Origin of the sequence: Stenotrophomonas sp. T8 (genome assembly GCF_051853085.1) — a bacterium.
GTDB classification, from domain to species: Bacteria; Pseudomonadota; Gammaproteobacteria; order Xanthomonadales; family Xanthomonadaceae; genus Stenotrophomonas; species Stenotrophomonas sepilia.
Map to the genome: position 1 here is coordinate 3,792,666 of NZ_CP195329.1, position 24,327 is coordinate 3,816,992.

Below are 24,327 nucleotides of genomic sequence, written 5' to 3' on the forward strand. Positions count from 1 at the left end.
GGGCGTTTCTAGGGGGTCAGAACGCCATCGAGGTACTGAACATCAGCTGCCGTGGCGCGCTGCGCTGCAGAGTCTGGTAGTCCCCCGAGAACGACGAGCCGGCGATGGTGGCGGTGCCGATGTTGTGGCGATTGAACAGGTTGCTCACGTCCAGCCGCAGCTCCAGCCCGGGCACTGGGCTGTCCGCACCGAATCGATACGCAGCATAGGTGTTGACCTGCCAGAACGTGGGCACGCGGATGTCGTTCTCGTAGGTGAAGGGCTGGCGCAGGTACGAGGTGCTGGTGGCACCGAAACGCCAGTCACCGAAGTGGGCGGACAGGTCGCTGACCAGCGAGATCTGTGGGTAGCCCGGCTGGGCGTTGCCCTTGATCGGGTACACCGTGTCACCCACCGCGAAATCGCTGTCGTAGTACGAACGGGCCACGGCCACGCCCTGGTAGAACTGCAGGTGGTCGGTGAGGTCGGCGGTGGTGCCAAGGTCGGCACCGATCACGTGCATCTTCGGCATCAACCGCACGGTGTTGATCTGTGCGAACTGGGTGCCGATGGCGGCCGACAGCAGGCGGTTGCGGATGTCGTTGTAGAACACGTCGCCGGTGATCGTCAGCCGGTCGAAGCGATGCGATGCACCCACGGTGAGGTTCCAGTTCTTTTCCGGACGCAGGGTACCCGCTACGCGGTCGAACTCTTCCTGGTCGGTGATGGTCCACGCCGAGGCGGTGTAACCGATGTTGCCGCGCTGAGCGACGCGATAGCCGTTCATGGTATTGGCCAGGTCGATGAAGGCATCGGTGGATTCGGTCGGGCTCCAGAACAGCGAGACGTGCGGCAGGAAGTTGCTCTTCGCGCGCAGCGTGCCGTTCACCGGCCGGTCCTTGGCATCACCCAGGCCGCCACCGCGGGTGCGGAAGTCCACGGCCTTGAAGCCGACACCCAGCTTCAGCGTGTCGTTCAACACGATGTCGTCCTGCAGGTAGAACTGGCGCGAGCGGGTCACCCAGCTCGATGCGTTGTCGGTCTTGAACGCGGGACCGTACACATCGAACGGACCGGTGGCCTTCAGCGGCGGGCCCTCGCCCAGCAGTGGCTGCTGGTACCACTCGGTCTTGGCCGCAGCCTTGCTCTTCTCCTGCCAGAAGCCGGCGGTGAAGGTGTGCGCGCCGGTCTCGAACTGCAGGTTGACCATGCTGCCCAGGCGGTTGAGGCCCGGCGTCTGTACCTGTTCGGAGAACGGTGCGCCGTTGGGCGACGGTACGGTCGGGTCGGTCAGCGTGGCCTGGGTGTGGCTGTTGGCGTTGTACAGCTGCACGTTGCCACTCAGCGCCGGGGTGATCTGGAAGCGATGGTTGATCGATGACACGCGGTCGCGGGTGGTCTGGCCGGTGTCGTACGGAATCAGTTCGGACAGCTCACCGCAGGTGTAGGCGCCGCAGGATTTGTCCGCGTTTTCCGGCGAGGCCACGTACCACGCCCACGCATAATCGGGATAGAAGATGTCGGCCTTCCAGCCCAGCTTGCGGATCATGTCGAAGGAGATGTTGTTGTAGCCCCAGACCTTGGCCTTGCTGTCGGACAGGAACACGGTGACATCGCCCCAGGCGACGTCCTGCTGCAGCTTCAGGTCACCGCGCAGGAAATTCTGCGTGCCCTCGCCCTGATACTTGTCGGCGGACACGCGCTGCAGGTCGACCAGCACTTTCGGGCCCTGCTCGCCGAGCTGGCCGGTCTGCCCCGATACGGTGGTGACCAACGTGTTGTTGCTGCCCACACCCTGCTTCACGCGCAGGCTGGGCGTGTCCTGCAGGTCGCGCAGGCGGTATTCCAGGCTGCCGCCGTTGACGCTGCTGGAGAACACGCCGACCGGTGCGCCGCCAGGGCTGACCGTGATCGCGCCGATGCCATCGGGCACGCCCACGTTCACCACGCTGGTGCCGGTAAGCGAGAGGAAGCCGTTGTCGTTCAGCGGCACGCCCTCGAAGGTGATGCCCATTTCATTCATGCGGAAGCCGCGCACGAACAGGCTGGTGGCCGAGATATCCAGGCCCAGCCCGTCGGTGGCGGTGTAGCTGGCGCCCGGCACCTGCTTGAGCATGGCCAGGCCGTTGTTGCCGGTGACCATCGCGTCGAGGTCTTCGGCCTTGATGATGTAGCGGTTGGGACCAACCACCTGGGTCGGTGCCACGGCCGCACCGCGCGGTGTGGCGATGACCTGCAGGGCGTTGAGCGTGGTGGGCGTGTCGAGCGCGGCGTCGTGCGTTTCTGCGGCGTACGCAGGTGTGGTGATGGCCGCGATGATGGCCAGGGCAAGGCGCGTCGTGGGTGGGGTGTTCATGGGCAGATCCAGGTGCAGGGAGAGAGCGGCGCAGGCGCACGCCCAGCGCGTTGCAGCACCGGTGTCGGTACCCTGGCTGGCGGTGCGATTGCGTTGAGGGAGTGACGGCGCGGTGCGCGACGGTCAGCAGAGGAAGACGATCCTCTGCCTCAAAATTCGATGGAGTGATTTCGACGTGCGAAATTCTTGCATCGCACTGCCGCATCCGCCATTGCACCGTGGTACAGCGCAGATGGTGATGGGGATGTATGGGCTATACGCAGGTATACATCCAAGCCAGGCTAGCGAGCAGTCGTGGACTGCTTCCACTCATCGATCAGAGCCACAACGGCAGCATGCAGCTGGGCGGCATCAAGCTCATACGCATGGCGATCTACATCTTCGTCGCAATACATGTCAGCAGCACAGAAGATGCTGGACAGGCACGTTGAAAGCGCTACGTCATCCAAAGCCGGCAAGTCGAGATCCCGCTCGATCTTCCATAGCTCGATGTAGGACTCGGAGAAAACTTGCGCCGACAACCGCTCGTTGGCGAAGGACTGAGCAAACATCATCAAAGTCCAGCTCATGATGTGCGTCCGATCATTGCAGGACGAAGCGCTCAATGGCACGTGCCACGCCTTCGTCGGCATTGCTGGTGGTCCCGAACCGCGCCACCGCCTTCACCGCGTCGATGGCATTGCCCATCGCCACGCTGGTGCCGGCGTACTGCAGCATGGTCAGGTCGTTCTCCTGGTCGCCGATGGCCATCACGTTGGCACGGTCGATGCCCAGGTGCTCGGCCAGCTTCTGCAGGCTCGGGCCCTTGCCGGCGCGGTGGTCGAACACTTCCAGGAAGAACGGCGCGCTCTTCAGTACCGCGAAGCGCTCGGTCAGTTCGCTCGGCAGGCGCGCGATGGCGGCATCCAGCACGTCCGGCGCGTCGATCATCATCAGCTTGATGAAGGACATCGATGGATCCATGTCCTCCACGCGGCGGTACGACAGCGGCATCCGCGAGAGATGCGAGTCGGCCACGGTGTAGTAGCTGATGTCCTGGTTGGGCGTGTACATGCGCCGGCTGTCCAGCGCCTGGAAGTGCACGCCCAGGTCGCGGGCGACCTGCTCGCAGAACAGGAAGTCGTCGAAGCTGAGCGGATACTCGACCACGGTTTCGCGCGTGCCGATGCGCTGCACCAGGCCGCCATTGCAGGCGATGCAGTAGTCGTCGTTGCCGTTGATGCCGAGCTCGTGCAGGTACGGCGCCAGGCCGGGGACCGGGCGGCCACTGGTCAGCACGATGTGCACGCCCAGTGCGCGCGCCTGCGCGATGGCCTGCCGAGCGCGTGCGGTGAGCTGGTGCGACGTGTCCAGCAGCGTGCCATCCATGTCGATGGCGACCAGTTCGATGGTCGATTGCCGGCGGCCCATGTCCATTGCGTTCAACTCGTGCGGGGCACGCCAGTTTACCCCCTCATGCCCGGTTCACCTCTTTGCCCACGTTGGCCGGGATACTGCGGGAGCCTGTGCGTCCCCCACCGCAGGACGGCCCGTTGACCGCCCTTCCCTGGAGAACCTTGCGACGCATGACCTACCGTGCCCCCGAAACCAATGACAGCGCGCCCCTGGCCCAGCAGATCGAACAGATGATCGACGAGCTGCCCGGCGACCAGGTGAGCGTCGGCACCCTGCTCAGCGCGCTGGGCGATGAGGGCCTGCTGCTGATCGTGATCCTGCTCTCGGCCATCTTCATCATTCCGGTGTCGATTCCCGGGCTGAGTACGGTGTTTGGCGCCTCGATCCTGCTGATCGGCCTGAGCCGGGTGCGCAACCGCCCGCTGTGGGTGCCACAGAAGCTGGCCCGCCGCGAGATCGCCACCGACAAGCTGAAGACCAACCTCAGCCGTGCGCTGAAATGGGTGCACCGCATGGAGCGGCTGTCGCGGCCGATGCGGCTTGCGGTGATGGTGCGCTCGAAGAAGATGATGCGCCTGAACAACCTGATGCTGGTGTTCGCGACCCTGCTGTTGATGGCGCCGGCCGGGCCGATACCCTTCAGCAACACGCTGCCGGCGCTGGCGCTGATGTCCTTCGCCATCGGTTTCATCCAGCGCGATGGCGCGGCGGTGGCGGCCGGTTATGGCTTCGTGGTGGCCACAGTGGTGTATTTCGGCGTGCTGCTGGGCGGCGTGGGGTTTGCTGCGGAATCGGTGTTCAGCGGGTTCCGCAGCAGTACCGCGGAACTGTAGAGCCGAGCCCACGCTCGGCTGCTCTTCAACCTGCACGCGGAAACCCCGCGCTGCGCGCGCAAGCCGAGCATGGGCTCGGCTCTACAGAATTACTTGGCCGACACCCGCCACACCACGTCGCCCACGTCGTCGGCGACCAGCAGCGCGCCCTCGGCGTCCATGGCCATGCCCACCGGTGCGCCCATCAGGGTCTTCTCGTCCTTTGAGGCGAAGCCGCTCACCACGGTCTGCGGGCGCCCGGTCGGCTTGCCGTCCTTGAACGGTACATACACCACTTCGTAGCCGCTCAGCGGTGAACGGTCCCAGCTGCCGTGCTCGCCGATGAAGGCACCGCCGTGGTACTGCGCCGGCAGTGCCTGTCCGGTGTAGAACAACAGGCCCAGGGGTGCCACGTGCGAGCCGATGGCATAGTCCGGCACGATCGCCTTGGCCACCAGGTCCGGCCGCTGCGGCTGCACGCGTTCGTCCACGTGCTGCCCGTAGTAGCTGTAGGGCCAGCCGTAGAAGCCATCTTCCTTCACCGAGGTTAGGTAGTCCGGCACCAGGTCGGCACCGATCTCATCGCGCTCGTTTGCCACGGCCCACAGCTGGCCAGTGCTCGGCTCCCAGTCCAGCCCGGTCGGGTTGCGGATGCCCGACGCAAAGATGCGGCTGCCACGGGTGGCCACGTCCACTTCCAGTACCACCGCCCGGCGGTATTCGACGGCCAGGCCATTCTCGGTAATGTTGCTGTTGGAGCCCACGCCCACATACAGCTTGCGGCCATCGCGGCTGGCCAGCAGTTCCTTGGTCCAGTGGTGGTTGATGGTGCTGGGCAGGTCGGTGAACTCGCGGCCCTTGTCCGACATGCGGGTTTCGCCGGGCACGTAGTGGTACTGCATGATGTTGCCGGTGTTGGCCAGGTACAGCGTGTCGCCGATCAGCTGGATGCCGAACGGCGAATGCAGGCCCTCGATGTAGACATGCTGGGTCCACGTGTTCGTTCCCGGCGTGCGGCGCAGCAGGGTGACCCGGTTCCCGCCCTTGCCGGCCTTGCCCGAGCGCGCTTTGACCTTGCCGGCAATCCACTGCTTGGGCGTGGTGACCGGTTCTTCGCCGGGGCCGTTGCCTTCCACCACCAGTACATCGCCATTGGGCAGGGTCAGCAGGCGCCGCGGATGCTGCAGGTTGGCGGCGATGCGCTCGATCTTCAGGCCCTCGGCCACCGTGGGGGTCTGCCCATCAGCCCAGCCGACGCCCTTGGGCACCTGCATCGGCGGCATCAGGAAGTTGGCCGGCTTGGGCAGCGGCGGCTGCGGGCCCGACTGATCGGCGGGATGGTATTCAGCCTTGCCGGCGCAGGCCGACAGCATCACGGCCAGCGCCAGGGCGCCCACGGTGGGCAGGATGTGCTTAGCCATGACGACCTCCCTGCAGCACCGGCGGCTGCAGTGACAGCAGGATCAGGCCCAGGGCGATCAGGGCCACGGTCAACGCCGACAGGATCGTGCCCGGCACCGCAACGGCGTACGCATCGCGGCTGTGCACGAAGGCGTTCCAGATGGCCAGCACCACCGCGACCAGGTTGAGGAAGAAGTCGATGCGGTCCATGCGGGTGGCGGTACCGTTGCGGCGCCAGACCGCGAAGAGGTTGATCAGGCGCGGCACGATGGCGATCAGCAGGCCGAAGGTGATCAGCCAGGCAGCGGCCTTGCCCCACATCACCTCGGCGCTGTTGAGATAGATCGCGTCGAAGATCAGTGCGCCGACGAAGAAGCCGAAAGGTATCGGGTTCAATAGGCTGAACAGCGTGGTGCCGAAGCCGCGATGGGCCTGGGCGAGCGGATTGACCATCGTCGTGCTCCGTGCGGAAGGGTGCACGGGCTGTAGTAGCACAGCCGGGTGTGAGGGGGCGCGATGATGCCCCGGCAGGACTGCCGCACCCGCCGGGCAGGCACCTCACTACGCGGGCTCGTCCTCGCGCACCTCGTGGAAGGGCAGCATCGTCTCGAATCCGAATTCGTGTTCCATGCTGGTGCGGACCAGGCCGCCGATGGCGTAGCGGCTGGTGTTGGCATGCACGTCTATGCCACCAGGCCGCCACTCGGTGCGCAGATGCAGCGTCTCTGCGCGTCGCATGACGATCCGTTCCTCCTGCAGCAGTGCGCGACGGTATTTCTTCATCAGCAGGCGCAGCGGTTTCACCGTGGTGATGCCGAATGCTGCCAGTTCGGGCAGCAACTCGGCGATATCGGCATCGTCGCCATAGTCGTGGCTGCGCGTATGCACGGACAGCACCACCTTGCGGATGACGGCAACCGAGAGCGGAGTCTGGTCCGCGCGTGCACGGGCACGCTGGCGTGCCTTCTTCATGTGTGACTTCACCTGCATGCGATTACCCAGGTTTCCCGTACCTCGAAGCAAGCACGCGATGATGGCGTGAAGGCATTCGAGTGCCCCGTCATAACTTGACGTACTAAGCGTTTGTGACGCAATTGGCACATTCGCACATTGCGGGTGTGAAGAGGTAGGGGGTTGTTCGTTGTGTCGCGTTTGGCTCGTTGCGATGGGGCAGTTCCGCCCCGCCGTCCTGCCATGCCGATTCACAACAGAAGGATTCGTGTATGAAGCGACACACGCAACGCTCCGCGCCACCGCGCTCTGCGCGCCTGGCCCTCGCCACTGCCCTGGTACTGGGCAGCCTGGCCGTCACCGCCCAGGCCCAACAGGCCGATCCACTGGCGGGGATACAGTGGCACCTGCTCAACACCGGGCAGACGGTCCCGGCTGACACACTGCCGGTGGCAGGCAACGACCTGAACGTGGATGGCCTGTTCCGCAATGGCATCCGTGGCCAGGGCGTCACCATCGCCATCGTCGACGACGGCCTGCAGATCGCGCATCCGGACCTGGCGGCCAACGTGGCCGCTGTAGCCGGCAAGAACTTCACCAATGGCTCGAACAACCCCACCCCGACCAATCCCGATGTCGACAACCACGGCACCATGGTCGGTGGCATCGCCGGTGCGGTGGGCGCCAACAACCTGGGCGTGCGCGGTGTAGCCCCGGCGGCGACGTTGAAGGGCTTCAACCCGATTTCGCGCTCGGCCCTGGGCAACCAGCAGAGCAACATCGAGTACGCCTGGTGGGACGGCGCGGAATCGGCCGACGTGCAGGTGTTCAACAACAGCTGGGGCGCCGGCCCGGGCAATCCGAACCTGCCGCTGGCGTACAGCGAAAACACGATACGGTCGTACGAGCAGGCACTGTCGGGTACGCGCGGTGGCCGCGGCGGCATCTACGTGAAGTCGGCCGGCAACAACTTCAACAATGCCTCCATCAGCCAGACCCAGGATGTCTGCACCACCGACACCAAGAACCGCAACACCGGCTGCGTGCCGGCCGGCCGTGATCCGCGCAACAACCTGTTCAACGTGATCACGGTAGGCGCGGTGCGCGCCGATGGCGTGCGCTCGTCTTACTCCTCCACCGGCTCGGCCTTGTGGGTGTCGGCCTTTGGTGGTGAGTACGGCCTGCAGGCACAGTTTGCGCCCGGCCTGGTGGCGCGCGCGTACGACCCGGCGATCGTCACCACCGACGTGACCGGGTGCGCGCAGGGCAGCAACAAGAACACCAACCGCCAGAACACCCTGGACAGCAACCTGTCGGCCATCGACAGCACCTGCAACTACACCGCCAAGATGAACGGCACCTCGGCGTCGGCGCCGATGGTATCGGGCGTGGCGGCACTGGTGCTGGAAGCCAATCCGAACCTGTCCTATCGCGATGTGAAGTACATCCTGGCCACCACCGCCACCCGCAACCACCCGAACCAGCCGGCGGTGACGCTGGCCGACGGGCGCACGCTGGTGCCGGGCTGGACGGTGAATGCTGCCGGCCGTGCCTACAGCAACTGGTATGGCTTCGGCGTGGTCAACGCTGCGCGTGCAGTGCAGGTGGCCGAGAACTTCCAGTCGCTGGGCCCGCTGGTCGACAGCGGCTGGCGCAACACGACGCGTACCGTGGCCATCGGCAACACCTCGGCTGCCGCCGCACGCCTGACCTTCCAGTTGGCCAACGGCGCGCGCAACATCGAAAGCGTGCAGCTGGGCTTCCGGGTCAACCACCGCAACACGCGCCAGCTGCAGTTCGTGCTGGTGTCGCCCAGCGGCACCCGCAGCGTGGTGCAACCGGCGTTCACCGCGATCGGTTCGGGCACGGGTGGCGCGCAGAGCAACTTCACCAGCTGGGACCTGCTGTCCAGCAATGCCTTCCTGGATGAGAATGCCAGCGGCACCTGGACGCTGGAAGTCACCGACATGGGGCAGGCCGCGACCGCAGCATCGCGCGGCAACCTCGAATTCTTCAAGATCCGCGTTCTGGGGCACTGATGATGAAGACCATTCTGTTGAGCACGCTCGCCTTCGCGGCGATGACCTCCCCTGCCTGGGCGCAGAGCTCGGGGCAGACCCCTCCAGCCAGGACCCTGTCGACCGTGGATGCGCAGGAACTGAAGGCGTCCGCTACCGGCCGCACGTTCGATGTGGGCGGCACGCGATTCCAACTGTCCCCCTCGGCCACCGTGAAGCAGGCCAGCGGCGGCCAGTTCACGATCACCCCGCAGGCGGCGGCGACCACCAGTTCGCGCACCAAGCGCTCGCTGGATGGCGCAACGGCGGCACCTGCCGATGCCGGCGCCGGCAAGTTCGCCGCAGCGGTCTCCCGTGACGGCGCGCCGGTAGTGGCGACGTCGCGGGTCAAGGTGTTCTTCACCGATGCAGCCTCGGCCCAGCGCGCGGCTACGGCCACCGGTGGCACCGTGGTGAAGGTGTCGAAGGCTTCGGGCCAGGCCATCGTGGAGTACCCGTCGGTAAACGCTGCGCTGGATGCGACCACCAGGCTGCTGTCCACCGCCGGTATCCGCGCCACCGAGCCGGACGTGGTGCAGTGGGAAGAGACCAAGTAAGGCGTTGAGTGGTGCCCCTGGCCGGTTGGCTCTCCTGGCCGGCCGGGGGATTGGTGTGCGTTGCGACTGTAGAGCTCAGACGATGTTCGGCACTACAGTTCTGCATCAACGGAAGGATTGACCGGTTGCTGTCGAACGCGCTGCCGGCGATCGAGCGGTAACCGCTGCCCGGCGGACGATTCCCCGGTGCGGTTGGAATGTGCCAACCAAGGTTGGCACCTACCAAAGCAGGGTGATGTGCCGTCCCACGGTCGGCCCCTACCCGGTCGGTAGTGCCGGCCGCTGGCCGGCGGAAGGTTTCACCGCACAGTGGGAATGTGCCAACCAAGGTTGGCACCTACCAAAGCAGGGTCAGACCAGGGCCGCGAGAGCCTGCACCAGCGCATCCATCTGCGCCGGCCGGGTGAACACCGACGGTGTCACCCGCACGCAGGCGCCCGACTCCAGGCCATCGCGATGGGTGGTGAAGATCCGATGCTCATCCAGCAAGCGCTTCTGCAGTGCCTGATTCTGTTCTACCGAGGTGTGGCCGCGCAGGCGGAAGCTGGCCAATGCGCTGGCCAGCGCCGGATCAGGCGACGACAGCACTTCGATATGCGCCATCTGCCGCGCAGGCACGGTCCAGCGCTCGCGCAGGTAGCGCAGGCGCGCCTGCTTGTTGGCCGCGCCGATGCGCTGGTGCAGCGCGATCGCTTCCGGCAGCGCCAGGTAAGCGGCGAAGTTGACCGTACCGGTGTGCACACGGCTGCCCACGCGGCCATCGTCGGTCTCGCCCATGTACGGCTCCAGGTCCGCAACGCGGCCCTTGCGCACATACATCGCGCCGACGCCGACCGGTGCACCGATCCACTTGTGCAGGTTGATGCCAACGAAGTCGGCCTTGAGCTGCGGCACCGCGTAGTCGATCTGGCCAAACCCGTGTGCTGCATCAACGATCACGTCGATGCCGCGTGCGCGCGCACGTTCGGCGATTTCGGCCACCGGCAGCACCAGTCCATGGCGATGGCTGACCTGGGTCAGCAGCATCAGTTTCAGGCGTGGCAGCCGCGCGAACGCGGCCTCGTAGGCCTGCAGGATCTGCGCATGGTCGGGCACGGCCGGCAGCGCGATGCGCTCGACCTGCACGCCGCGGCGCTGCTGCAGCCAGCGCATCGCGCCGATCATGCTGTCGTAGTCGATGTCGGCGTACAGCACCTGGTCGCCAGGCTGCAGGCGGTTGTAGCCGCCGATCAGCGCCAGCATCGCCTCGGTGGCACCGCGGGTGAGTGCGATCTCGTCGGCGCCCACGCCCAGCAGTTCGGCCACCTGCCGCTGCGCCGCCATGTACTGCGCCGGGAACTCACGGCGGCCATACCAGGCATTGCCTCGGTTCACTTCCGCGGTGTGGCGCTGGTAGCTGGCCAGCGTCTCGCGGCCCATCGCGCCCCAGTAGCCGTTCTCCAGATGGTTCACTTCGTCGGTGACATCGAAGTGGCTGGCCACGGCGGCCCAGTAGTTTTCATCGCGGGCCAGCACGTCCGGCGCCGCGGTCGTTGCGGGAATCTGCATGGACGCAGCGTAACGCGTGGCAGCCATGGCCGGCAGTGAAGAAAGTGCGGCTGCGGCCGGCAGCAAGGTGCCGGCACGCAACAGGGAGCGGCGGGCCGGGTCCATCAGAAGCTCAGCCGGTACTGTGCGTACAGGTTGGCACCGTCGGTGTCGTATGGCGCGTTGCGCGAGTAGACCAGGCCGCGACTGGCCTGGAAGGTGGCTTCGTCCGGATAGCGGTCGAATACGTTGTCGGCACCGACGCGCAGGCTGTGATGTTCGTTGATGCGATAGCCGACGGCCAGGTCGAGGAAGCTCATCGCGCCGAAGCGCTGGTAGATATCGCCCACTGCATTGCCGCTGGAATCGGTCCAGGCGCCGTAGTAGCGCATGCGTGCCATCAGCGACCAGGCGCCGATGTCCCAGCTGCCGGTCAGGCTGCCCTTGTGCTCGGGCAGGCGATCCTCGAACAGCACGCGCTGGGTCTCGTTGGTGGCCACCGAGGTGCTGCCGTTGTCCACGCGGGTGCGGTTGTAGTTGTAGGCCAGGGTCAGCGTCATGCGGCCGGCGCCGAGGTCGCGCAGGTAGTTGCCGACCACGTCCACGCCGGTGGTGGTGGTATCGAAGTCGTTGGTGAAATAGTTCACCGAGGTATAGCCCAGCGGATTGGCAGTACCGGCCGGAATGGCGAAACTGGCCGACTGGCTGAAGCGGTCGCTGAGCTTGATCTGGTAGACATCCACCGAGCCGGACAGGCCCAGGTCGGTGCGCCAGGTCAGGCCCAGCGACGCGGTACGCGACTCTTCCGGCTTCAGCGGCCTGGCGCCGAGCAGCTGCGCCAGCGGATCGTTCGGCGACAGACGGCCACTGGTGAAGATCTGCAGCGTGCGCGTATCCAACCCCTGGGTGGTGCTGGTGGTGTTGAGCTGCGCCGGCGTCGGCGCGCGGAAGCCGGTGGACACGGTGCCGCGCAGGGCGACGTCCGGGGTGATCGCGAAGCGCGCCGACAGTTTGCCGTCCAGTGTGCTGCCGAAGCTGGAGAAGTCCTCGTAGCGGCTGGCTGCACCGATGCTCCAGCGCTCGCCCAGCGGCACTTCCATGTCCACGTAGGCGGCCTTGCTGCGCTGGCTCCACTGCCCGGCCTGGCTGGCCGAGAAGCCCGGCGCGCCATTGGAGTTGGCCTCCAGGCCCGCGGCCGCGCCCGGACCCACCGCGTACGAGGCCGGATCACCGGCGCGCACCTGGTAGGTCTCCTGGCGGAACTCGCCACCGAAGGCGACGTTGATCGGCTGGGACAGCGCGGCCACGTCCCACTCGTAGTTGAAGTCGGCGTTGGCGTTCTTCTCGGTCTGGGTCAGGCGGCCGAGATCGAAGTCGGTCGGGCTGGCCGGGCCGAGCGAGGCATTGATCGAGTTCTTCAGGCGATAGTCGATGGCGTTGCGGCCATACGAGGCGCTGACATCCCAGCGCAGCTTCGGCGTGATCTCGCCGCGCAGGCCACCGACCAGCTGCAGGTCGTTCTGCACGTTGCCGTACTGCGGGCTGAAGCCGACTGGATACAGCGAGCGCAGGTTCCAGCCCGGGAAGATGGCGGTGGTGCGATAGGCGCCGGTGGTGGTGTCCGGGTTGCGCCAGTTGAAATCGCTGACGCCATCGCTGTGGCTGTACAGGCCGAACGCATACAGCTCCAGCGTGTCGTTGGCATGGGCCTTCACGTTGAAGCCGACGCGGTGGCTTTCCAGTTCCGGCTGGCCCCAGCGCTGTACCGGATTGGGCACGTCCAGCTCCGGATGTGCAGCCTGGAAGGCGATCGCGTCCGGGCGCTGGCGCGTGCGCGAGGTAGCGTCGGAGTTGGACGATTCGGCGAACAGCACCAGGCTGCCATAGTCGCCTAGCGACCAACCGGTGCGCGCACTGAAATCGCGCGAGGCACCGTCGCCCTGCGCGTACTGCGAATAGCCGGCGGTGATCTCGCTACCCGGGCCATCCTCGAGGATGACGTTGATGACACCGGCGATGGCGTCCGAGCCGTACTGCGCCGACGCGCCATCACGCAGCACCTCGATGCGCTTGATCGCGCTGGTGGGAATCTGTGCCAGATCAGCGGCCTGCGCACCGCGGTTGCCGAGCAGCGCGCTGCGATGGAAGCGGCGACCGTTGACCAGCACCAGGGTCTGATCCGGCGACAGGCCACGCAGCGTCGCCGGGCGCACGAACACCTGGCCGTCCGCCATCGGCAGGCGCTGCACCACGAACGATGGCACCAGCTGCGCCAGCACGTCCTTCAGGTCGGTGGATTCAACGGACCTGATGTCTTCCTTGGTGAACACGTCCACCGGCGCCAGCGTTTCGAACTGGGTGCGGTTGGACGCGCGGGTACCGGTGACCAGCATCGCATCGAGCTGGGTGGGCACGGCGCGGCTGCCGCCGGCGGCATCGACCGCATCGGCCTCCGCTGCAATCGCGCCTCCTGCGCTGGCCATGCAAAGGGCAAGGAGGATGGAACGCGAAAGCTTCGAACGATGCACGGCAGGGCTCCGGGAGGGCGCGACAGGGCCAGCACCTGTGCGCACACAACAGGCCTGGACAAGGCGCGCAGTCTCGGCGCGATGTGTGAAGGAGGCATGACGTCAGTACGACAGCTTGATGCGCCAACCAAGGTTGGCCCCTGCCAGGACTCATCCGTAGATCCACGCCATGCATGGGTGGCAATGCAGACCCACGCCCCACCCCGCACACAGCGGCTAGCCGTTGGCGTCGTCGCCAAAGCCGAATCGGGCCGGCCGTGCCGTTCGCAGCGGAACGAACATCATGGCGGCGAACACCACCAAGGCGGGGGTGGACATGATCCAGATGCCCCTGTTGCGAATCCCGATCCCCATGAAGTCGACCTGCAGATCGCCGATCCATTGCAGCTGCGTCAGTATCATCACCAGCCCGCCGATAGTCGCGCACGGCAACCCACCGTGACCGGCCCCCAACAACGTCGGTGTCAGAAACCCACCCAGCAACGCGAAGCCGACACGGTACACCCAGGGGTTGCCGCGCCACCGTGGCGCGCCGAACAACATCAGCAGCATCAGCGCCAGGGTCAACAGACTGGGAAGTACCCAGAGGGCAAGCAGCATTTCGATCATCTCGATCATCGGCCGGGCTCCGCTGGCCTGGCATCCCCCGTCGTCGATCGCATCTCCCTGCCCCCCATCACGTCCATGAAGCACGCATTGTTGCCGGTACGCAGGCAGACGCAAAGCCCCGGCAGCGCAAGAACTGCTAAACGCCGCGCCTGCCGATCCGCTACTGTGCCGGCATTGGATGCGGGGAACGGCAGGATGAGCGCGGCAGGCAAGGCGTTGTGGTACATCGAAACCCATGCGGACCAGCCATTGGCGCTGGCCGACATCGCCGCTGCGGCCGGCCTGTCGCCGTTTCATCTGTCACGCCTGTTCCAGGCCCGCACCGGCACCTCGGTGGTGCGCTACCTTCGCGGGCGCCGCCTGACCGCTGCCGCGCAGCGGTTGGCCAACGGCGCGGGCGACATCCTGCAGGTGGCGCTGGGGGCCGGCTACACCACCCATGCTGCCTTCACCCGTGCCTTCAGCGAACAGTTCGGGCAGACACCGGAACGGGTACGCGAACAGGGCACCGATGGGCTGACGCTGGTGCAGGCGATCCGCCTGGACGAGGCCCCGTCAGCCTGCATTGAAGCCCCCCGGCTGCTCGATACGCCCGCGTTCCAGCTGGCAGGCGTCGGCATGCGGCATACCCGCGACAGCAGCGGCGCGATTCCGGGCCAATGGGCCCAGCTCAACCGCGAGTGGCCGACGCCGGCACCGGTCAGCTTCGGCGTGTGCTGCAACAGTGATGACGATGGTGGCTTCGACTACATTGCGGCACTACCGGCAAGCACGGTGCCGAGCGTGCCTGCGCACTGGCGACGCGTGGACATCCCGGCGCGCCGCTACCTGGTGGCTTGGCACGGCGGACACATCTCGGCCATCCGCTCGACCTGGTTCTGGTTGCTGGATCATTATCTCCCTGCGTCCAACCTGAGCCTTGCCGATGCGCCGGACCTGGAGCGCTACGACGCCCGGTTCGACGAGCACAGCGGCAACGGCGGCGTGGAGATCTGGCTGCCGGTGGAAGAACGTCACCACTGACAAGGAGTTGAAGATGCGCATGACCGCTGCTGTGCTGGGAGCGATGCTGATGGCGTTTACAATCACCGGCGCCGCCCGCGAAAGCGGCGTCGCCGGCGAGCGCCACGGCACGACGACGCTGGCCAGCGCCGCCGTGCGCGACGCAGGGCACCGCGACGCGCTGCGCTACACGGTCTGGTATCCGGCACAGGCCGGCAGCCGCGAAAGCGCGCTGACCATCGGTCCACCCGACGCGCCGCTGTTCCACGTCGGCCGGTCGGCCAAGGATGCGCCGGTCGCGGGAGATCGCCTGCCGACCCTGCTGCTCTCCCATGGCAACGGCGGCAGCGCGCGCATGATGGGCTGGCTGGGCACCGCGCTGGCGCGGGCCGGATATCTGGTGATTGCGGTGGATCATCCAGGCAACAACGGCGTTGACACCATGACCCTGCCCGGCAGCCTTCTGACCTGGTTGCGCGCCGATGACCTGCGTGCCGCACTGGCGGCCGTGCAAGCTGATCCGGTGCTGGGCCCGCATGTCGATCCTGAGCGCCTGGGGGTCGCCGGCTTCTCGGCCGGTGGCTACACCGCGCTGCTGGCAGCCGGTGCGCGACCGGACCTGCAGCGATTGCGGGACTTCTGTACCGCACATCCGGATGACGGCGTCTGCCGGCCCCAACAGGAGGCGGCAACGCACACGATGGAGGCGCGCGTTGCCGCTGCGGCGTCGCCCGAGCTATCGCCATGGATGTCCCACGCCAACGACGCACGCGCCATTCCCGGCGTGCGCGCGGTGTTCCTGCTGGCGCCGGCAATCGTGCAGGCCTTTGCGCCCGAGCAGCTCTCCTCGCTGAAACAGCCGGTGTCGGTCGTGCTGGGCCAAGCGGACACGGTCGCGCCACCACAGACCAATGGCGAGGCTGCGCGTGCGGCGATTGCGGGCGCTGCACTGCAGGTGCTGCCCGGTGTCGGCCATTACGATTTCCTCGCCGCATGCACCCCGACCGGACAACAGCGGCTGCAGGACCTGTGCAGCACATCGGTGCCGAAGGCGCAGACCCACGCGCAGGCAGTGGACGCCGCAATACGATTCTTCAACCAGTCACTGCGCTAGTGGCCGCCGGGCAGGCCCCAGCGCTACAGTGAGCGCGTCCATGGAGAATCGGTCATGCGCCTGCTTCACCTCACCCTGCCGGTGTCCGACGTCGCCACCGTCGCCGCGTATTTCCACGATGTGCTGCAGCAGCGCGTGGTCGGCAACCATGTGCACATCGGCTGGAGCACGATCGAACTGCAGGCGGCGGGTGATCACCCCGTCGGTGGCGTGCACCTGGCCTTCAACGTACCGGACAACCGCTTCGGCGAGGCGATGGCCTGGTTGCGCGAACGTACCCCGCTGCAACGTAATCCTGAGGGCCTGGATTACTTCGCGCTGGAGAGCAGCTGGCAGTCGCAGTCGGTGTACTTCACCGGCCCGGACGGCCTGATCCTTGAACTGATCGGCCGCCGTCGCTTGCCGGCCAGCGCGCGCGAAGGCGTGTTCCATGGCAGCGAGCTGACCTGCCTGAGCGAGGTTGGCCTGCCCAGCCACGATGTCGATGCGGTGCGCGAACAGTCCAGCCAGCGCTTCGGCCTGCAGCCGATCAGCCCGCCGTCGCCGCAGTTCGCGCCGATGGGCGACGACGAGGGCCTGCTGATCATCGTCGCCGCCGACCGTCGTTGGTTCCCCGAGCAGAAGGACCTGCCCAGTGCGCAGGGCGTGCAGCTGCAGGTGGGTGATGTGAGCGGCAGCGGCGAACTGCGCGATGCCGCGCTGGGCTGGCGGGTGTGGGCGGCCTGAGCTACCAGCTGCCCGAAGCGCCGCCGCCGCCGCTGCGGCCACCGCCACCGGACCAGCCGCCGGAACTGCTTGAGGACGAACTCGACGACGAGGTGCTGGACGAGGAACGGTAGCCTTGGGACGACCTTCGTCCGCTGCGTGCTTTTTCGCCGGGCAGCAGGGTGAACACCCAGATGAAGTACAGGAACAGCGAGCCTACGCTGGACACGATCGTCGCCAACACGCGTGCGTTCTCATCGTTGGCCCGGTCGATGGCCAGCAGCGCGCCCAGCGCATAGCCGCCGGTCAACAGCACCAGCACCACCAGGCGCACGGCGAAGCTGTTGCGGTTCTTCCGCCAGCGCGCGCGGCCGGCCTGCACCAGGAAGAACACCAGCATGGCGGCAATGGCGACCGCCAGGTTCAGCAACGTGTGCAGGGCAAGGCTGGGCGGCAACTGACCACGGACCAGCATCACCACAAAGAATCCGATACTGACGGCCAACATGCCGCACAGCACGATGCGCACACCACGGCTGCGACGCCAGCACCACCCCAGCAGCGCCGCCACCGGTACGGCGGGTAACAGCACGAAGAACAGCGCAGGCAGCACATGCCGCGGCAGCAGCAGCGTCGCCGAAACCAACCCAGCGACCATCACCGCCGTTACCAGCAACGGCCTGACCCAGGCAGGCAATGTCGGCCGTTTCGGCCTGGGCATTGCCGCATTGGCTGCCAGTGCCTTGCGCCGCCGCTCACGGCGTTTACCGCTGGACTCGGCCTCGGTCCTGGTGGCCAGCAGGCGCGGCGGTGATCGCCACAGACCGGCCAGGAACCCCACCAGCAACGTCAGGGCAACGACCGAATCCCCTGTGCGCCAATCCGCTGGCAACAGGTTGCGTGCGGATGAATCCTCCTGGGCCGGCAGCGGCTCGCCATCGATCAGCGCCACCAGCACCTTGCTGCCATCCAGCATGCCCTGGTCCAGGTCTCCTTCGCGCAGGCGCGGCACGATCGCTTTGTCGATGATGCGCGCGGCATAGGCATCGGGAATGGTGCCTTCCAGGCCATAGCCGGTCTGGATGCGTACGCGCCTGTCCTGCACCGCCACCAGCAGCAACACCCCGTCATCGACACCGGCGCGGCCCAGCTGCCACTGGTCGAAGACACGCTGTGCAAAGGCTTCGATGCCGTCATCGCCAACACTGGGCACCACCAGCACCTGCAGTTGCGCGCCTTTGCGTGCCTGCAGCTGCAATGCCTGCTCGCGCAGCGTTGCGCGGGTGCTGGCGGACAGCGCGTTGGCGGTGTCCACCACCGGGTCGTCCAGTGCCGGAATCGGGACCGCCGCCAGCACTGGCAGTGGCAACAGCCAGAGCAGCAGTGCCAGCCCTCCCCACTGCCATGCGTTGCGCCACCGCAACACCCGGCTCATGTGGACGCCGTGCCTTGCAATGGCGGTGCTGTGCATCATGCGAAACGGCATCCGTGTATGTCCTTGCCCCATGAACGGAAAAGCCGGCCGGATTACTCCGGCCGGCCTCCTTTACCACACACTTCTTCACACGCAGTGGTCAACGGCCCATGGCCACCCGCTGCTGCTCGTCCTGCACGTGTTGCTGCGAAGGCTCGTGCTTGGCCAGCATTGCAGCGCTGGTCTCCTGCAGGCTCGGTGCCGTCTGGGTCATGTCCACCGCAGTACGGAAGCCGGGAACGGTGCCCACGACGAAGGCCTTGCCATCCTGCACGGTGACGCCCTGCAGCTTTTCCGGCGAATCGATGCCGGCGGCCTTGGCCTGGGCGGTCACATGCGCGCTCATCTCGTTGCAGATCATGCCCGGCATGTGGCCGCGGATCGCATTGTGCAGCGGCGTATCCGGATGCGCCTTGTCGCCCAGTTGCGGCCCCTTCGGCGCCGCCTCGGCATGGCTGCGGCCTTCGGCCAGCTTGCCCAGCGTCGCCGGACCCGCCACGCCATCGGCGGAGAGCCCGTGCTGCTTCTGGTAGGCGATCAGTGCGTCCCTGGTATTGGCACCGAACTTGCCGTCCTCGCTCAGCGGGTTGCCTTGGCCGTCGCGCACGCCCAGGCGGTTGAGTTCCTTCTGCAGCGCAGTCACTTCCTCGCCCTTGGCCCCCTGGCGCAGCACACCGTTGTGGTCGGCGTCATGCGAATGGCCACCCTTGCCGGTTTCCTTCAGCTTGCCGTGGTCCCAGAAGTCCTGCGGGCTGATCAGCTTGCCGTGCGGATCCTTCAACTGGTAATGCACGTGCTGGGCATACTGACCCGCACCGCCCGGGCCACGGCCGCCCATGGTACCGATCGGCTCACCCGCCTTGATCGGCTGGCCTTCCTTCACCTGGGTCGACTGCAGGTGCAGGATCTCGTGCGAGTTGCCCTGTGCATCCCTGATCTTCACCGTACCGTAGTCGCCACCGACGAACGTCACCGTTCCGGAGATCGGCGCGTTGACGGTCGGGTGCTGCAGATTACGGCCGTGCTGGCCGCCGACATAGTTGAAGTCGGTGCCACCGTGCGGCTTGTGCGCGCGGTGTTCGCCGAACTCACCGGTAATGTGCGGCTTGACCCCGTTTTGCGGGGGCAGCATCACCTGCATCGTCTGCTCGAAGGTGCGGGTCTGGCCTTCGGCATGCACCGCTGCCGGCTTGGCCTGCGCGTGCGTGGCCGCAGCTACGGCGGGGGCCGCGTGGCTGCCCTGGGACTGGCCGTGGGTCAGTCCCAGGCGCTGCTCCACGAACCGCTCGTACTTGTCCACGTACGGCATCACTTTCTTTTCAGACAGGGCGAGGCCGCCGTAATCACGGGTCGGGCCGTCGTGATGGTACTTGTAGATGTACTCCTCACCCTGGCCGCGCTTGTGCGCCAGCGTGCGGTTATCGATGTAATGGTCAACCAGTGCATCGGACTGTGCGCCGACGTCGAAGCGGTTGCGGTTGTTGAGGTGGTAGTGGTTGCCGGTCTTGTCAATGAACTGGCCCAGGCCCGAGGCCGAGGTGGTGCCAGCGGCGGCATCGGGGTTGAAGCCCGATTCAACGCGGGCGATGGCCAGTACGTGCGCCGTTTCGCGCGGGGTCAGGCCCTTCTCGCGCGCCGACTCGATGATCGTGTCGATCACCCGTGACTGTACTTCCGGGGTCGCATCGCCCCACCGGCGGGAGTTGCCATGCAGGCGGCCGTCGCTCTGGTCGATCGGCTCGCGGTAGTGGCTCCACGGTTTGATGCGGTCACTGCTGTAGGCCGCCCCGCGGGGCTGGACCATGTCCTGGTAGATATCTGCCATGTCTGTGCTATCCATTCTATGAAAAGGGGGATTTCCTTAAGGGGTACTGCTCCTGGTACTTCTGGTACTGCGGTACTGCGGTGCTGCGTTCACAGCGCGCGTGCGACGTCCTGCCGCTGCGCTCAGTCTTCGATGTAGCTCACCTCCGGGTGCGTGATGCCGAGCGAGTCGATCAACTTCTCGTACTCGTCGTTGTTGGGCTCCTGCTCCTCGCCTTCCGCGCCGCGCAGCGGCGGTGTGCTGTGGGTCAACTGGCGGCCACTGGCGTCGTACAGGTAGTACCACTCGCAGAAGCTGCAGCCGAACGGCAGTTCACCGTACTGCACGACGAAGTACGGCGTACCGCTGCGGTCCTGCACGCAGGCCAGGCCAACGGCGGTATAGCCGTCCATCTCCTTGGGCGCAGCAATGGCCTGGCGTGCGCCGTCCTTTTCAATTTCCAGCGTGGTCAGCCGGGAAGCGTCCGTGTCTTGGGTGGGCTGGGCCGCCAGGTGCAGGCGGGTGCCTTGGCAATCGATATGCATGCCGGTCTCGTCGCGCGTAAGAGAGGTGGAATGGTCCGCAACGGCAGCCGCAGGTGCGGCCGGCGTCGCTGCCGGGTCAGTGGAAGCAGGGGCCGCCGGTGCAGCCGCCTCAGGGCCGCTGCAGGCAGCAAGCATCAGGGCCAGTACGGGGGCAACGGGAGACAGACGCATGCGGGGCTCCTTGGGTAAATCACACGACCGCCCGCAGGCGGTTGCTCAGGGGTCAGATCGATTCGTCCTCACGCTTGACCAGTTGCCAGCACGGCTTCTGGGCAAAGGTGTAGATCTGCTGGTCGCTGGTATCGGGAGTGCGCATCTGCACCTGTACCTGGCCATCGGGCAGGCGGGTGACCTGCATCTCGCGGCCCTGGCGCTGCAGCGTGGCCGGGTCCGGCATCACCGGCCATTCGACCTTGGCAAGCGGCACCTTCTCCTCCACCTTGCGTGGCTCCGGCTCGGCTTCGCTGTCGATGTGGCTGTCCAGCAGCGGATCGGCAGTGGACGTTTCCTGCAGCGCGATCTCGTTGCCGAAATGCTTGAGGAAGTCGTCGAAGACCGGATGGGGGCAACTGGCAGACGCGTCTGCCGGGACTGCGGCAACCGGCGTGGCCGGCGCCGTGGCGGCGGCTGTGCTGGTCGGAGCCGGTACGGCGGCGTCAGCGGGGGCTGCCTGGGGCGCAGGCTTGCAGCCGGACAGCGCAAGCCCCAGGGCAAGCGCAAGCAGGGCAACGGGGCGGAGCTGGTTCACGGGATCCTCCTGATTCCGGGCGGTCGCGCGCGGTTCCGGCGCGGTAGGGAGGCAAGGATAGCCATGCCTCGGTCAATTCAGTTTCAACATCCGCTGTCAGGAATATCCCGACATGCTGAATTGAGACTAATATCACACTAATACTGAAATCAACGTCATCGCAGCAGCCGTTAGACTACGCCGCACACGCTTCGACCCTGGCCCCATGCGCGCATTCCTGCTTGCCCTCTCCCTGCTGCTGCCAACGCTGTGGCCTGGTGGTGCGGCCGCGCTGGAGGTCCGGGAAGGCGATCTGCTGTTCGTCACCGCCGGCCATGCCGGCCTGAGCGCGGCCATCGACGATGCCACCGGCAAGCAGGGCGCACCCAGCTTCGATCACGTGGCCCTGGTCGCTGCGGCGCCAGACGGCTGGGAGGTACTGCATGCGGACGAGAAAGGCTCGCGCCGGCAGGCGCTGGATCAGTTCCGCGAGGACGCCCGAGGCAAGCAGCGGCAGATCGTGGTCTATCGCCTGCACGCATCGCAGCAGGCTGCCATCAAGGATGCGGTCGCGACCGCACGCACGATGCTGGGCAAACCCTACAACACGTCATACGTGTTGAACGAGGACAGCTACTACTGCTCGGACTTCATCGAGCGCGCGTTCCGTGCGCACCATGTGTTCGCACTGCAGCCGATGAACTTCCGCAACCCGAAGACCGGGCAGATCGCACAGCACTGGGTCGATCTCTACCGCGGCATGGGCATGGAGGTGCCGCAGGATCAGCCGGGCACCAATCCGAACGACATGTCAGCAGCGCCGGTGCTGCAACGCATTGGCGTGCTGGAATAAGCGAAGCCCCGCACGGGGCGGGGCTTCGCGCATCACAGGAAGTGGGTACCGAAGTCACTCCTCCTCGTCCTGCCCACCCTGTTGCTGGTTGCGCTGGCTGCGCTGCTGCTGTTCCTGCTGCTGTTGCTGCTGCTGGTCGCGGCCACGCCCCTGCTGCTGATCCTGCTGGTTCTGCTGGCCCTGCTGCTTCTGGTTCGGGTTCTGGTTCTGCTGTGCCATGTCCGATCTCCAAAGCCACACGCGGAATGCGGTGGACGGGACCATCGTCTGCAGCGAAGAGTTAATCGCGCGTTGGTGGGCGGCTACATTGGTGTGTACGCGCGTGAATGAACGGGCAAAGCCCCTTGCGGCACAAGCCGATGAAGGATTCATATGGGTTCGGCATGTGCTCATGCCGTCAGCCCGACTGCGCGCATTCATGGCGTGCTCTGCTGGAAACACGCGCTGAACGGAGCTGGCGTCCTGCTCGCGCACGGACGCCAGCCCTGCACTCACGGCATCACCGGCGGCACATACGCCAGGGTCATGCCCAGCAGCCACAACAGGCCCAGCACCAGCGGGATGTGCACCAGCAACTGGATGAAGGTGAAGCCCACGATGTCGCGTGCCTTCAGCCCCAGCACGCCCAGCAATGGCAGCATCCAGAACGGGTTGATCAGGTTCGGCAGCGCTTCGGCCGCGTTGTAGACCTGCACTGCCCAGCCCAGGTGCGCCTTCAGCTCGTTGGCGGCCTGCATCACGTACGGCGCCTCGATGATCCACTTGCCGCCACCGGACGGCACGAAGAAGCCCAGCACCGCCGAGTAGATGCCCATCACCAGCGCGAAGCTATCGGTGCTGGCCACGTGCACGAACAGGCTCGACAGCCGGTGCGCCAGGGTCTGCCCGTCACCACCGGCGGCGTGGGTGAGGATCATCGCGATACCGCCGTACAGCGGGAACTGGATCAGCACGCCGGTGGTGCTCGGCACCGCCTTGGCCACAGCGTTGAGGAAGCTGCGCGGGCGCCAGTGCAGCAGCAGGCCCAGCGAAATGAAAAGGAAGTTGTAGGTGTTGAGGTTGGCGATGGCAGTGACCACCGGCTTGTTGGCGAACTCGTTGAACAGCCAGCCGAACGCCAGCAGCGAGAGCAGCACGGTCAGCAACGGGCTGTATTCCAGCCATTCGCCCGGGCGCGTGCGTCGCTGCAGCGGTTCCGGCTCGGCCTGCGCAGCGCCGGGAAATTCCTCGGCAGTACGCGCACTGCCGGCCGCAGGCGCGGTCAGCCAGGCGATCAGCAGCGAGACCAGGATCAGCACCGCGGTCAGGGCGATCGACTGCCACAGAAAGATGGTTTCGGTGAACGGCAATACGCCGGTGATCTCCACCAGGCCCGGCGGCATGCTGGCCGGGTTGGCCTGCAACTGTGCGGCCGACGAGCTCAGCCCCATCGCCCACACTGCGCCCAGGCCGAGATAGGCCGACGCACCGGCGGCGCGGTAGTCCATGCGCAGTTCGGTGCGACGGGCCAGCGCGCGGACCAGCAGGCCACCGAACACCAGCGAGAAGCCCCAGCTGAGCAGCGAGGCGAGCATGCTGACCAGGCCCACGTACACCACCGCACCGCGACCGGTGCGCGGCACCCGGGCCAGGAAGTCGATGAAGCGTGCGACCACCGGCGCGGTCGCCACGGCGTAGCCACCGATGACCACGAAGGCCATCTGCATGGTGAAGGGGATCAGGCTCCAGAAGCCGTCACCAAAGGCGCTGGCGGTGGCCTGAGGGGTCGAACCGAAGCCCATCGCGGCCAGCGCGACAATGACCACGCCCAGCACCGCGAACACATACGCATCGGGGAACCACTTTTCCGCCCAGGCGGCCGAGCGCAGCGCTGCGCGCGCCATCCAGCCGTCCTGTACTGCTGCCGTCGAGGCCATCGCCTACCCTCCCAG

At 66.3% G+C, this 24,327-nt stretch carries 22 protein-coding genes; 7 read left to right on the forward strand and 15 right to left on the reverse strand.

From position 1 onward, the window contains the following. Positions 1–16: 16 nt before the first annotated feature. The 3 genes from ACSDHM_RS17650 to yidA all read right to left on the reverse strand — a co-directional run bounded on the left by ACSDHM_RS17650 (position 17) and on the right by yidA (position 3,751). Positions 17–2,335, reverse strand: coding sequence for a TonB-dependent receptor (locus ACSDHM_RS17650; RefSeq protein WP_088497377.1), 2,319 nt, complete (start codon positions 2,333–2,335; stop codon positions 17–19). A gap of 281 nt (positions 2,336–2,616) precedes the next feature. Then, positions 2,617–2,904, reverse strand: a complete 288-nt coding sequence (locus ACSDHM_RS17655) for a colicin immunity domain-containing protein (RefSeq protein ID WP_065197195.1) — start codon at positions 2,902–2,904, stop codon at positions 2,617–2,619. A gap of 13 nt (positions 2,905–2,917) precedes the next feature. Beyond that, positions 2,918–3,751 carry a sugar-phosphatase gene (gene yidA, locus ACSDHM_RS17660; RefSeq protein WP_088497378.1) on the reverse strand — a complete coding sequence of 278 codons (834 nt, stop codon included), beginning with the start codon at positions 3,749–3,751 and terminating at the stop codon, positions 2,918–2,920. A gap of 149 nt (positions 3,752–3,900) precedes the next feature. Between yidA and ACSDHM_RS17665 the strand changes: the two genes are divergently transcribed. Then, positions 3,901–4,563, forward strand: coding sequence for an exopolysaccharide biosynthesis protein (locus tag ACSDHM_RS17665; protein ID WP_439426456.1), 663 nt, complete (start codon positions 3,901–3,903; stop codon positions 4,561–4,563). A gap of 89 nt (positions 4,564–4,652) precedes the next feature. On the opposite strand, the gene ACSDHM_RS17670 is transcribed toward ACSDHM_RS17665, so the two are convergent. From ACSDHM_RS17670 to ACSDHM_RS17680, 3 genes are all read right to left on the reverse strand, one after another. Further along, on the reverse strand, positions 4,653–5,963 hold the full coding sequence (locus ACSDHM_RS17670) for a PQQ-dependent sugar dehydrogenase (protein ID WP_439426457.1): 1,311 nt from the start codon (positions 5,961–5,963) through the stop codon (positions 4,653–4,655). After that, complete coding sequence (locus ACSDHM_RS17675; protein ID WP_439426458.1) at positions 5,956–6,396, reverse strand: DUF2231 domain-containing protein; 441 nt, start codon at positions 6,394–6,396, stop codon at positions 5,956–5,958. The genes ACSDHM_RS17670 and ACSDHM_RS17675 overlap by 8 nt, the downstream gene beginning before the upstream one ends. A gap of 108 nt (positions 6,397–6,504) precedes the next feature. After that, entirely contained in the window at positions 6,505–6,915 is a 411-nt protein-coding gene (locus ACSDHM_RS17680; protein ID WP_227836799.1) for a hypothetical protein, read from the reverse strand. A 251-nt stretch (positions 6,916–7,166) separates the two neighbouring features. On the opposite strand from ACSDHM_RS17680, the gene ACSDHM_RS17685 reads away from it, so the two are divergent. Continuing rightward, complete coding sequence (locus ACSDHM_RS17685; protein WP_088497381.1) at positions 7,167–8,933, forward strand: S8 family serine peptidase; 1,767 nt, start codon at positions 7,167–7,169, stop codon at positions 8,931–8,933. Beyond that, the gene (locus tag ACSDHM_RS17690) at positions 8,930–9,508 is read left to right on the forward strand and encodes a DNA breaking-rejoining protein (RefSeq protein ID WP_439426985.1); all 579 of its coding nucleotides are present in this window, start codon (positions 8,930–8,932) and stop codon (positions 9,506–9,508) included. Before ACSDHM_RS17685 ends, ACSDHM_RS17690 begins: the two co-directional genes overlap by 4 nt. Positions 9,509–9,859: 351 nt before the next feature. On the opposite strand, the gene ACSDHM_RS17695 is transcribed toward ACSDHM_RS17690, so the two are convergent. From ACSDHM_RS17695 to ACSDHM_RS17705, 3 genes are all read right to left on the reverse strand, one after another. Continuing rightward, a complete protein-coding gene (locus ACSDHM_RS17695) occupies positions 9,860–11,161 on the reverse strand; it encodes an aminotransferase class V-fold PLP-dependent enzyme (protein ID WP_151354625.1) in 1,302 nt (433 codons plus the stop codon). Continuing rightward, positions 11,161–13,563: a TonB-dependent receptor plug domain-containing protein gene (locus ACSDHM_RS17700; protein ID WP_151354626.1), complete on the reverse strand. Its 2,403-nt coding sequence runs from the start codon at positions 13,561–13,563 to the stop codon at positions 11,161–11,163. The genes ACSDHM_RS17695 and ACSDHM_RS17700 overlap by 1 nt, the downstream gene beginning before the upstream one ends. Positions 13,564–13,779: 216 nt before the next feature. After that, complete coding sequence (locus tag ACSDHM_RS17705) at positions 13,780–14,181, reverse strand: hypothetical protein (protein WP_014648738.1); 402 nt, start codon at positions 14,179–14,181, stop codon at positions 13,780–13,782. A 186-nt stretch (positions 14,182–14,367) separates the two neighbouring features. Here ACSDHM_RS17705 and ACSDHM_RS17710 point away from each other — a divergent pair, with 186 nt between their 5' ends. The 3 genes from ACSDHM_RS17710 to ACSDHM_RS17720 are packed head-to-tail and all read left to right on the forward strand — an operon-like array spanning position 14,368 to position 17,014. Beyond that, a complete protein-coding gene (locus tag ACSDHM_RS17710; protein WP_072167982.1) occupies positions 14,368–15,195 on the forward strand; it encodes an AraC family transcriptional regulator in 828 nt (275 codons plus the stop codon). 13 nt (positions 15,196–15,208) lie between these two features. Beyond that, complete coding sequence (locus ACSDHM_RS17715) at positions 15,209–16,288, forward strand: alpha/beta hydrolase family protein (protein ID WP_088497385.1); 1,080 nt, start codon at positions 15,209–15,211, stop codon at positions 16,286–16,288. A 54-nt stretch (positions 16,289–16,342) separates the two neighbouring features. Beyond that, positions 16,343–17,014 (forward strand): VOC family protein, encoded by a 672-nt coding sequence (locus ACSDHM_RS17720; RefSeq protein WP_088497386.1) that lies wholly within the window; start codon positions 16,343–16,345, stop codon positions 17,012–17,014. Position 17,015: 1 nt separating this feature from the next. On the opposite strand, the gene ACSDHM_RS17725 is transcribed toward ACSDHM_RS17720, so the two are convergent. The 4 genes from ACSDHM_RS17725 to ACSDHM_RS17740 all read right to left on the reverse strand — a co-directional run bounded on the left by ACSDHM_RS17725 (position 17,016) and on the right by ACSDHM_RS17740 (position 21,564). Then, entirely contained in the window at positions 17,016–18,428 is a 1,413-nt protein-coding gene (locus ACSDHM_RS17725; protein ID WP_088497390.1) for a TPM domain-containing protein, read from the reverse strand. Between the two features lie 139 nt (positions 18,429–18,567). Beyond that, entirely contained in the window at positions 18,568–20,292 is a 1,725-nt protein-coding gene (locus ACSDHM_RS17730; protein WP_252744827.1) for a peptidoglycan-binding protein, read from the reverse strand. Positions 20,293–20,414: 122 nt separating this feature from the next. After that, positions 20,415–20,987: a hypothetical protein gene (locus tag ACSDHM_RS17735; RefSeq protein ID WP_253247552.1), complete on the reverse strand. Its 573-nt coding sequence runs from the start codon at positions 20,985–20,987 to the stop codon at positions 20,415–20,417. 52 nt (positions 20,988–21,039) lie between these two features. Continuing rightward, a complete protein-coding gene (locus ACSDHM_RS17740) occupies positions 21,040–21,564 on the reverse strand; it encodes a hypothetical protein (protein ID WP_072167986.1) in 525 nt (174 codons plus the stop codon). 205 nt (positions 21,565–21,769) lie between these two features. Between ACSDHM_RS17740 and ACSDHM_RS17745 the strand changes: the two genes are divergently transcribed. Continuing rightward, positions 21,770–22,396, forward strand: a complete 627-nt coding sequence (locus ACSDHM_RS17745) for a YiiX/YebB-like N1pC/P60 family cysteine hydrolase (RefSeq protein ID WP_088497389.1) — start codon at positions 21,770–21,772, stop codon at positions 22,394–22,396. A gap of 54 nt (positions 22,397–22,450) precedes the next feature. On the opposite strand, the gene ACSDHM_RS17750 is transcribed toward ACSDHM_RS17745, so the two are convergent. Both ACSDHM_RS17750 and ACSDHM_RS17755 read right to left on the reverse strand, forming a co-directional pair. After that, the gene (locus ACSDHM_RS17750; RefSeq protein ID WP_188240534.1) at positions 22,451–22,615 is read right to left on the reverse strand and encodes a hypothetical protein; all 165 of its coding nucleotides are present in this window, start codon (positions 22,613–22,615) and stop codon (positions 22,451–22,453) included. A 272-nt stretch (positions 22,616–22,887) separates the two neighbouring features. Beyond that, complete coding sequence (locus tag ACSDHM_RS17755; protein ID WP_170944951.1) at positions 22,888–24,312, reverse strand: short-chain fatty acid transporter; 1,425 nt, start codon at positions 24,310–24,312, stop codon at positions 22,888–22,890. Positions 24,313–24,327: the final 15 nt, after the last annotated feature.

Coding starts and splice junctions, on each gene's coding strand:
- ACSDHM_RS17745 (WP_088497389.1), top strand. CDS start 21,770: ATGCGCGCATTCCTGCTTGCCCTCTCCCTGCTGCTGCCAACGCTGTGG.
- ACSDHM_RS17695 (WP_151354625.1), bottom strand. CDS start 11,161: ATGGACCCGGCCCGCCGCTCCCTGTTGCGTGCCGGCACCTTGCTGCCG.
- ACSDHM_RS17710 (WP_072167982.1), top strand. CDS start 14,368: ATGAGCGCGGCAGGCAAGGCGTTGTGGTACATCGAAACCCATGCGGAC.
- ACSDHM_RS17685 (WP_088497381.1), top strand. CDS start 7,167: ATGAAGCGACACACGCAACGCTCCGCGCCACCGCGCTCTGCGCGCCTG.
- ACSDHM_RS17650 (WP_088497377.1), bottom strand. CDS start 2,335: ATGAACACCCCACCCACGACGCGCCTTGCCCTGGCCATCATCGCGGCC.
- ACSDHM_RS17665 (WP_439426456.1), top strand. CDS start 3,901: ATGACCTACCGTGCCCCCGAAACCAATGACAGCGCGCCCCTGGCCCAG.
- ACSDHM_RS17755 (WP_170944951.1), bottom strand. CDS start 24,312: ATGGCCTCGACGGCAGCAGTACAGGACGGCTGGATGGCGCGCGCAGCG.
- ACSDHM_RS17725 (WP_088497390.1), bottom strand. CDS start 18,428: ATGAGCCGGGTGTTGCGGTGGCGCAACGCATGGCAGTGGGGAGGGCTG.
- ACSDHM_RS17680 (WP_227836799.1), bottom strand. CDS start 6,915: ATGAAGAAGGCACGCCAGCGTGCCCGTGCACGCGCGGACCAGACTCCG.
- ACSDHM_RS17675 (WP_439426458.1), bottom strand. CDS start 6,396: ATGGTCAATCCGCTCGCCCAGGCCCATCGCGGCTTCGGCACCACGCTG.
- ACSDHM_RS17670 (WP_439426457.1), bottom strand. CDS start 5,963: ATGGCTAAGCACATCCTGCCCACCGTGGGCGCCCTGGCGCTGGCCGTG.
- ACSDHM_RS17655 (WP_065197195.1), bottom strand. CDS start 2,904: ATGAGCTGGACTTTGATGATGTTTGCTCAGTCCTTCGCCAACGAGCGG.
- ACSDHM_RS17705 (WP_014648738.1), bottom strand. CDS start 14,181: ATGATCGAGATGATCGAAATGCTGCTTGCCCTCTGGGTACTTCCCAGT.
- yidA (WP_088497378.1), bottom strand. CDS start 3,751: ATGGACATGGGCCGCCGGCAATCGACCATCGAACTGGTCGCCATCGAC.
- ACSDHM_RS17735 (WP_253247552.1), bottom strand. CDS start 20,987: ATGCGTCTGTCTCCCGTTGCCCCCGTACTGGCCCTGATGCTTGCTGCC.
- ACSDHM_RS17730 (WP_252744827.1), bottom strand. CDS start 20,292: ATGGCAGATATCTACCAGGACATGGTCCAGCCCCGCGGGGCGGCCTAC.
- ACSDHM_RS17715 (WP_088497385.1), top strand. CDS start 15,209: ATGCGCATGACCGCTGCTGTGCTGGGAGCGATGCTGATGGCGTTTACA.
- ACSDHM_RS17720 (WP_088497386.1), top strand. CDS start 16,343: ATGCGCCTGCTTCACCTCACCCTGCCGGTGTCCGACGTCGCCACCGTC.
- ACSDHM_RS17750 (WP_188240534.1), bottom strand. CDS start 22,615: ATGGCACAGCAGAACCAGAACCCGAACCAGAAGCAGCAGGGCCAGCAG.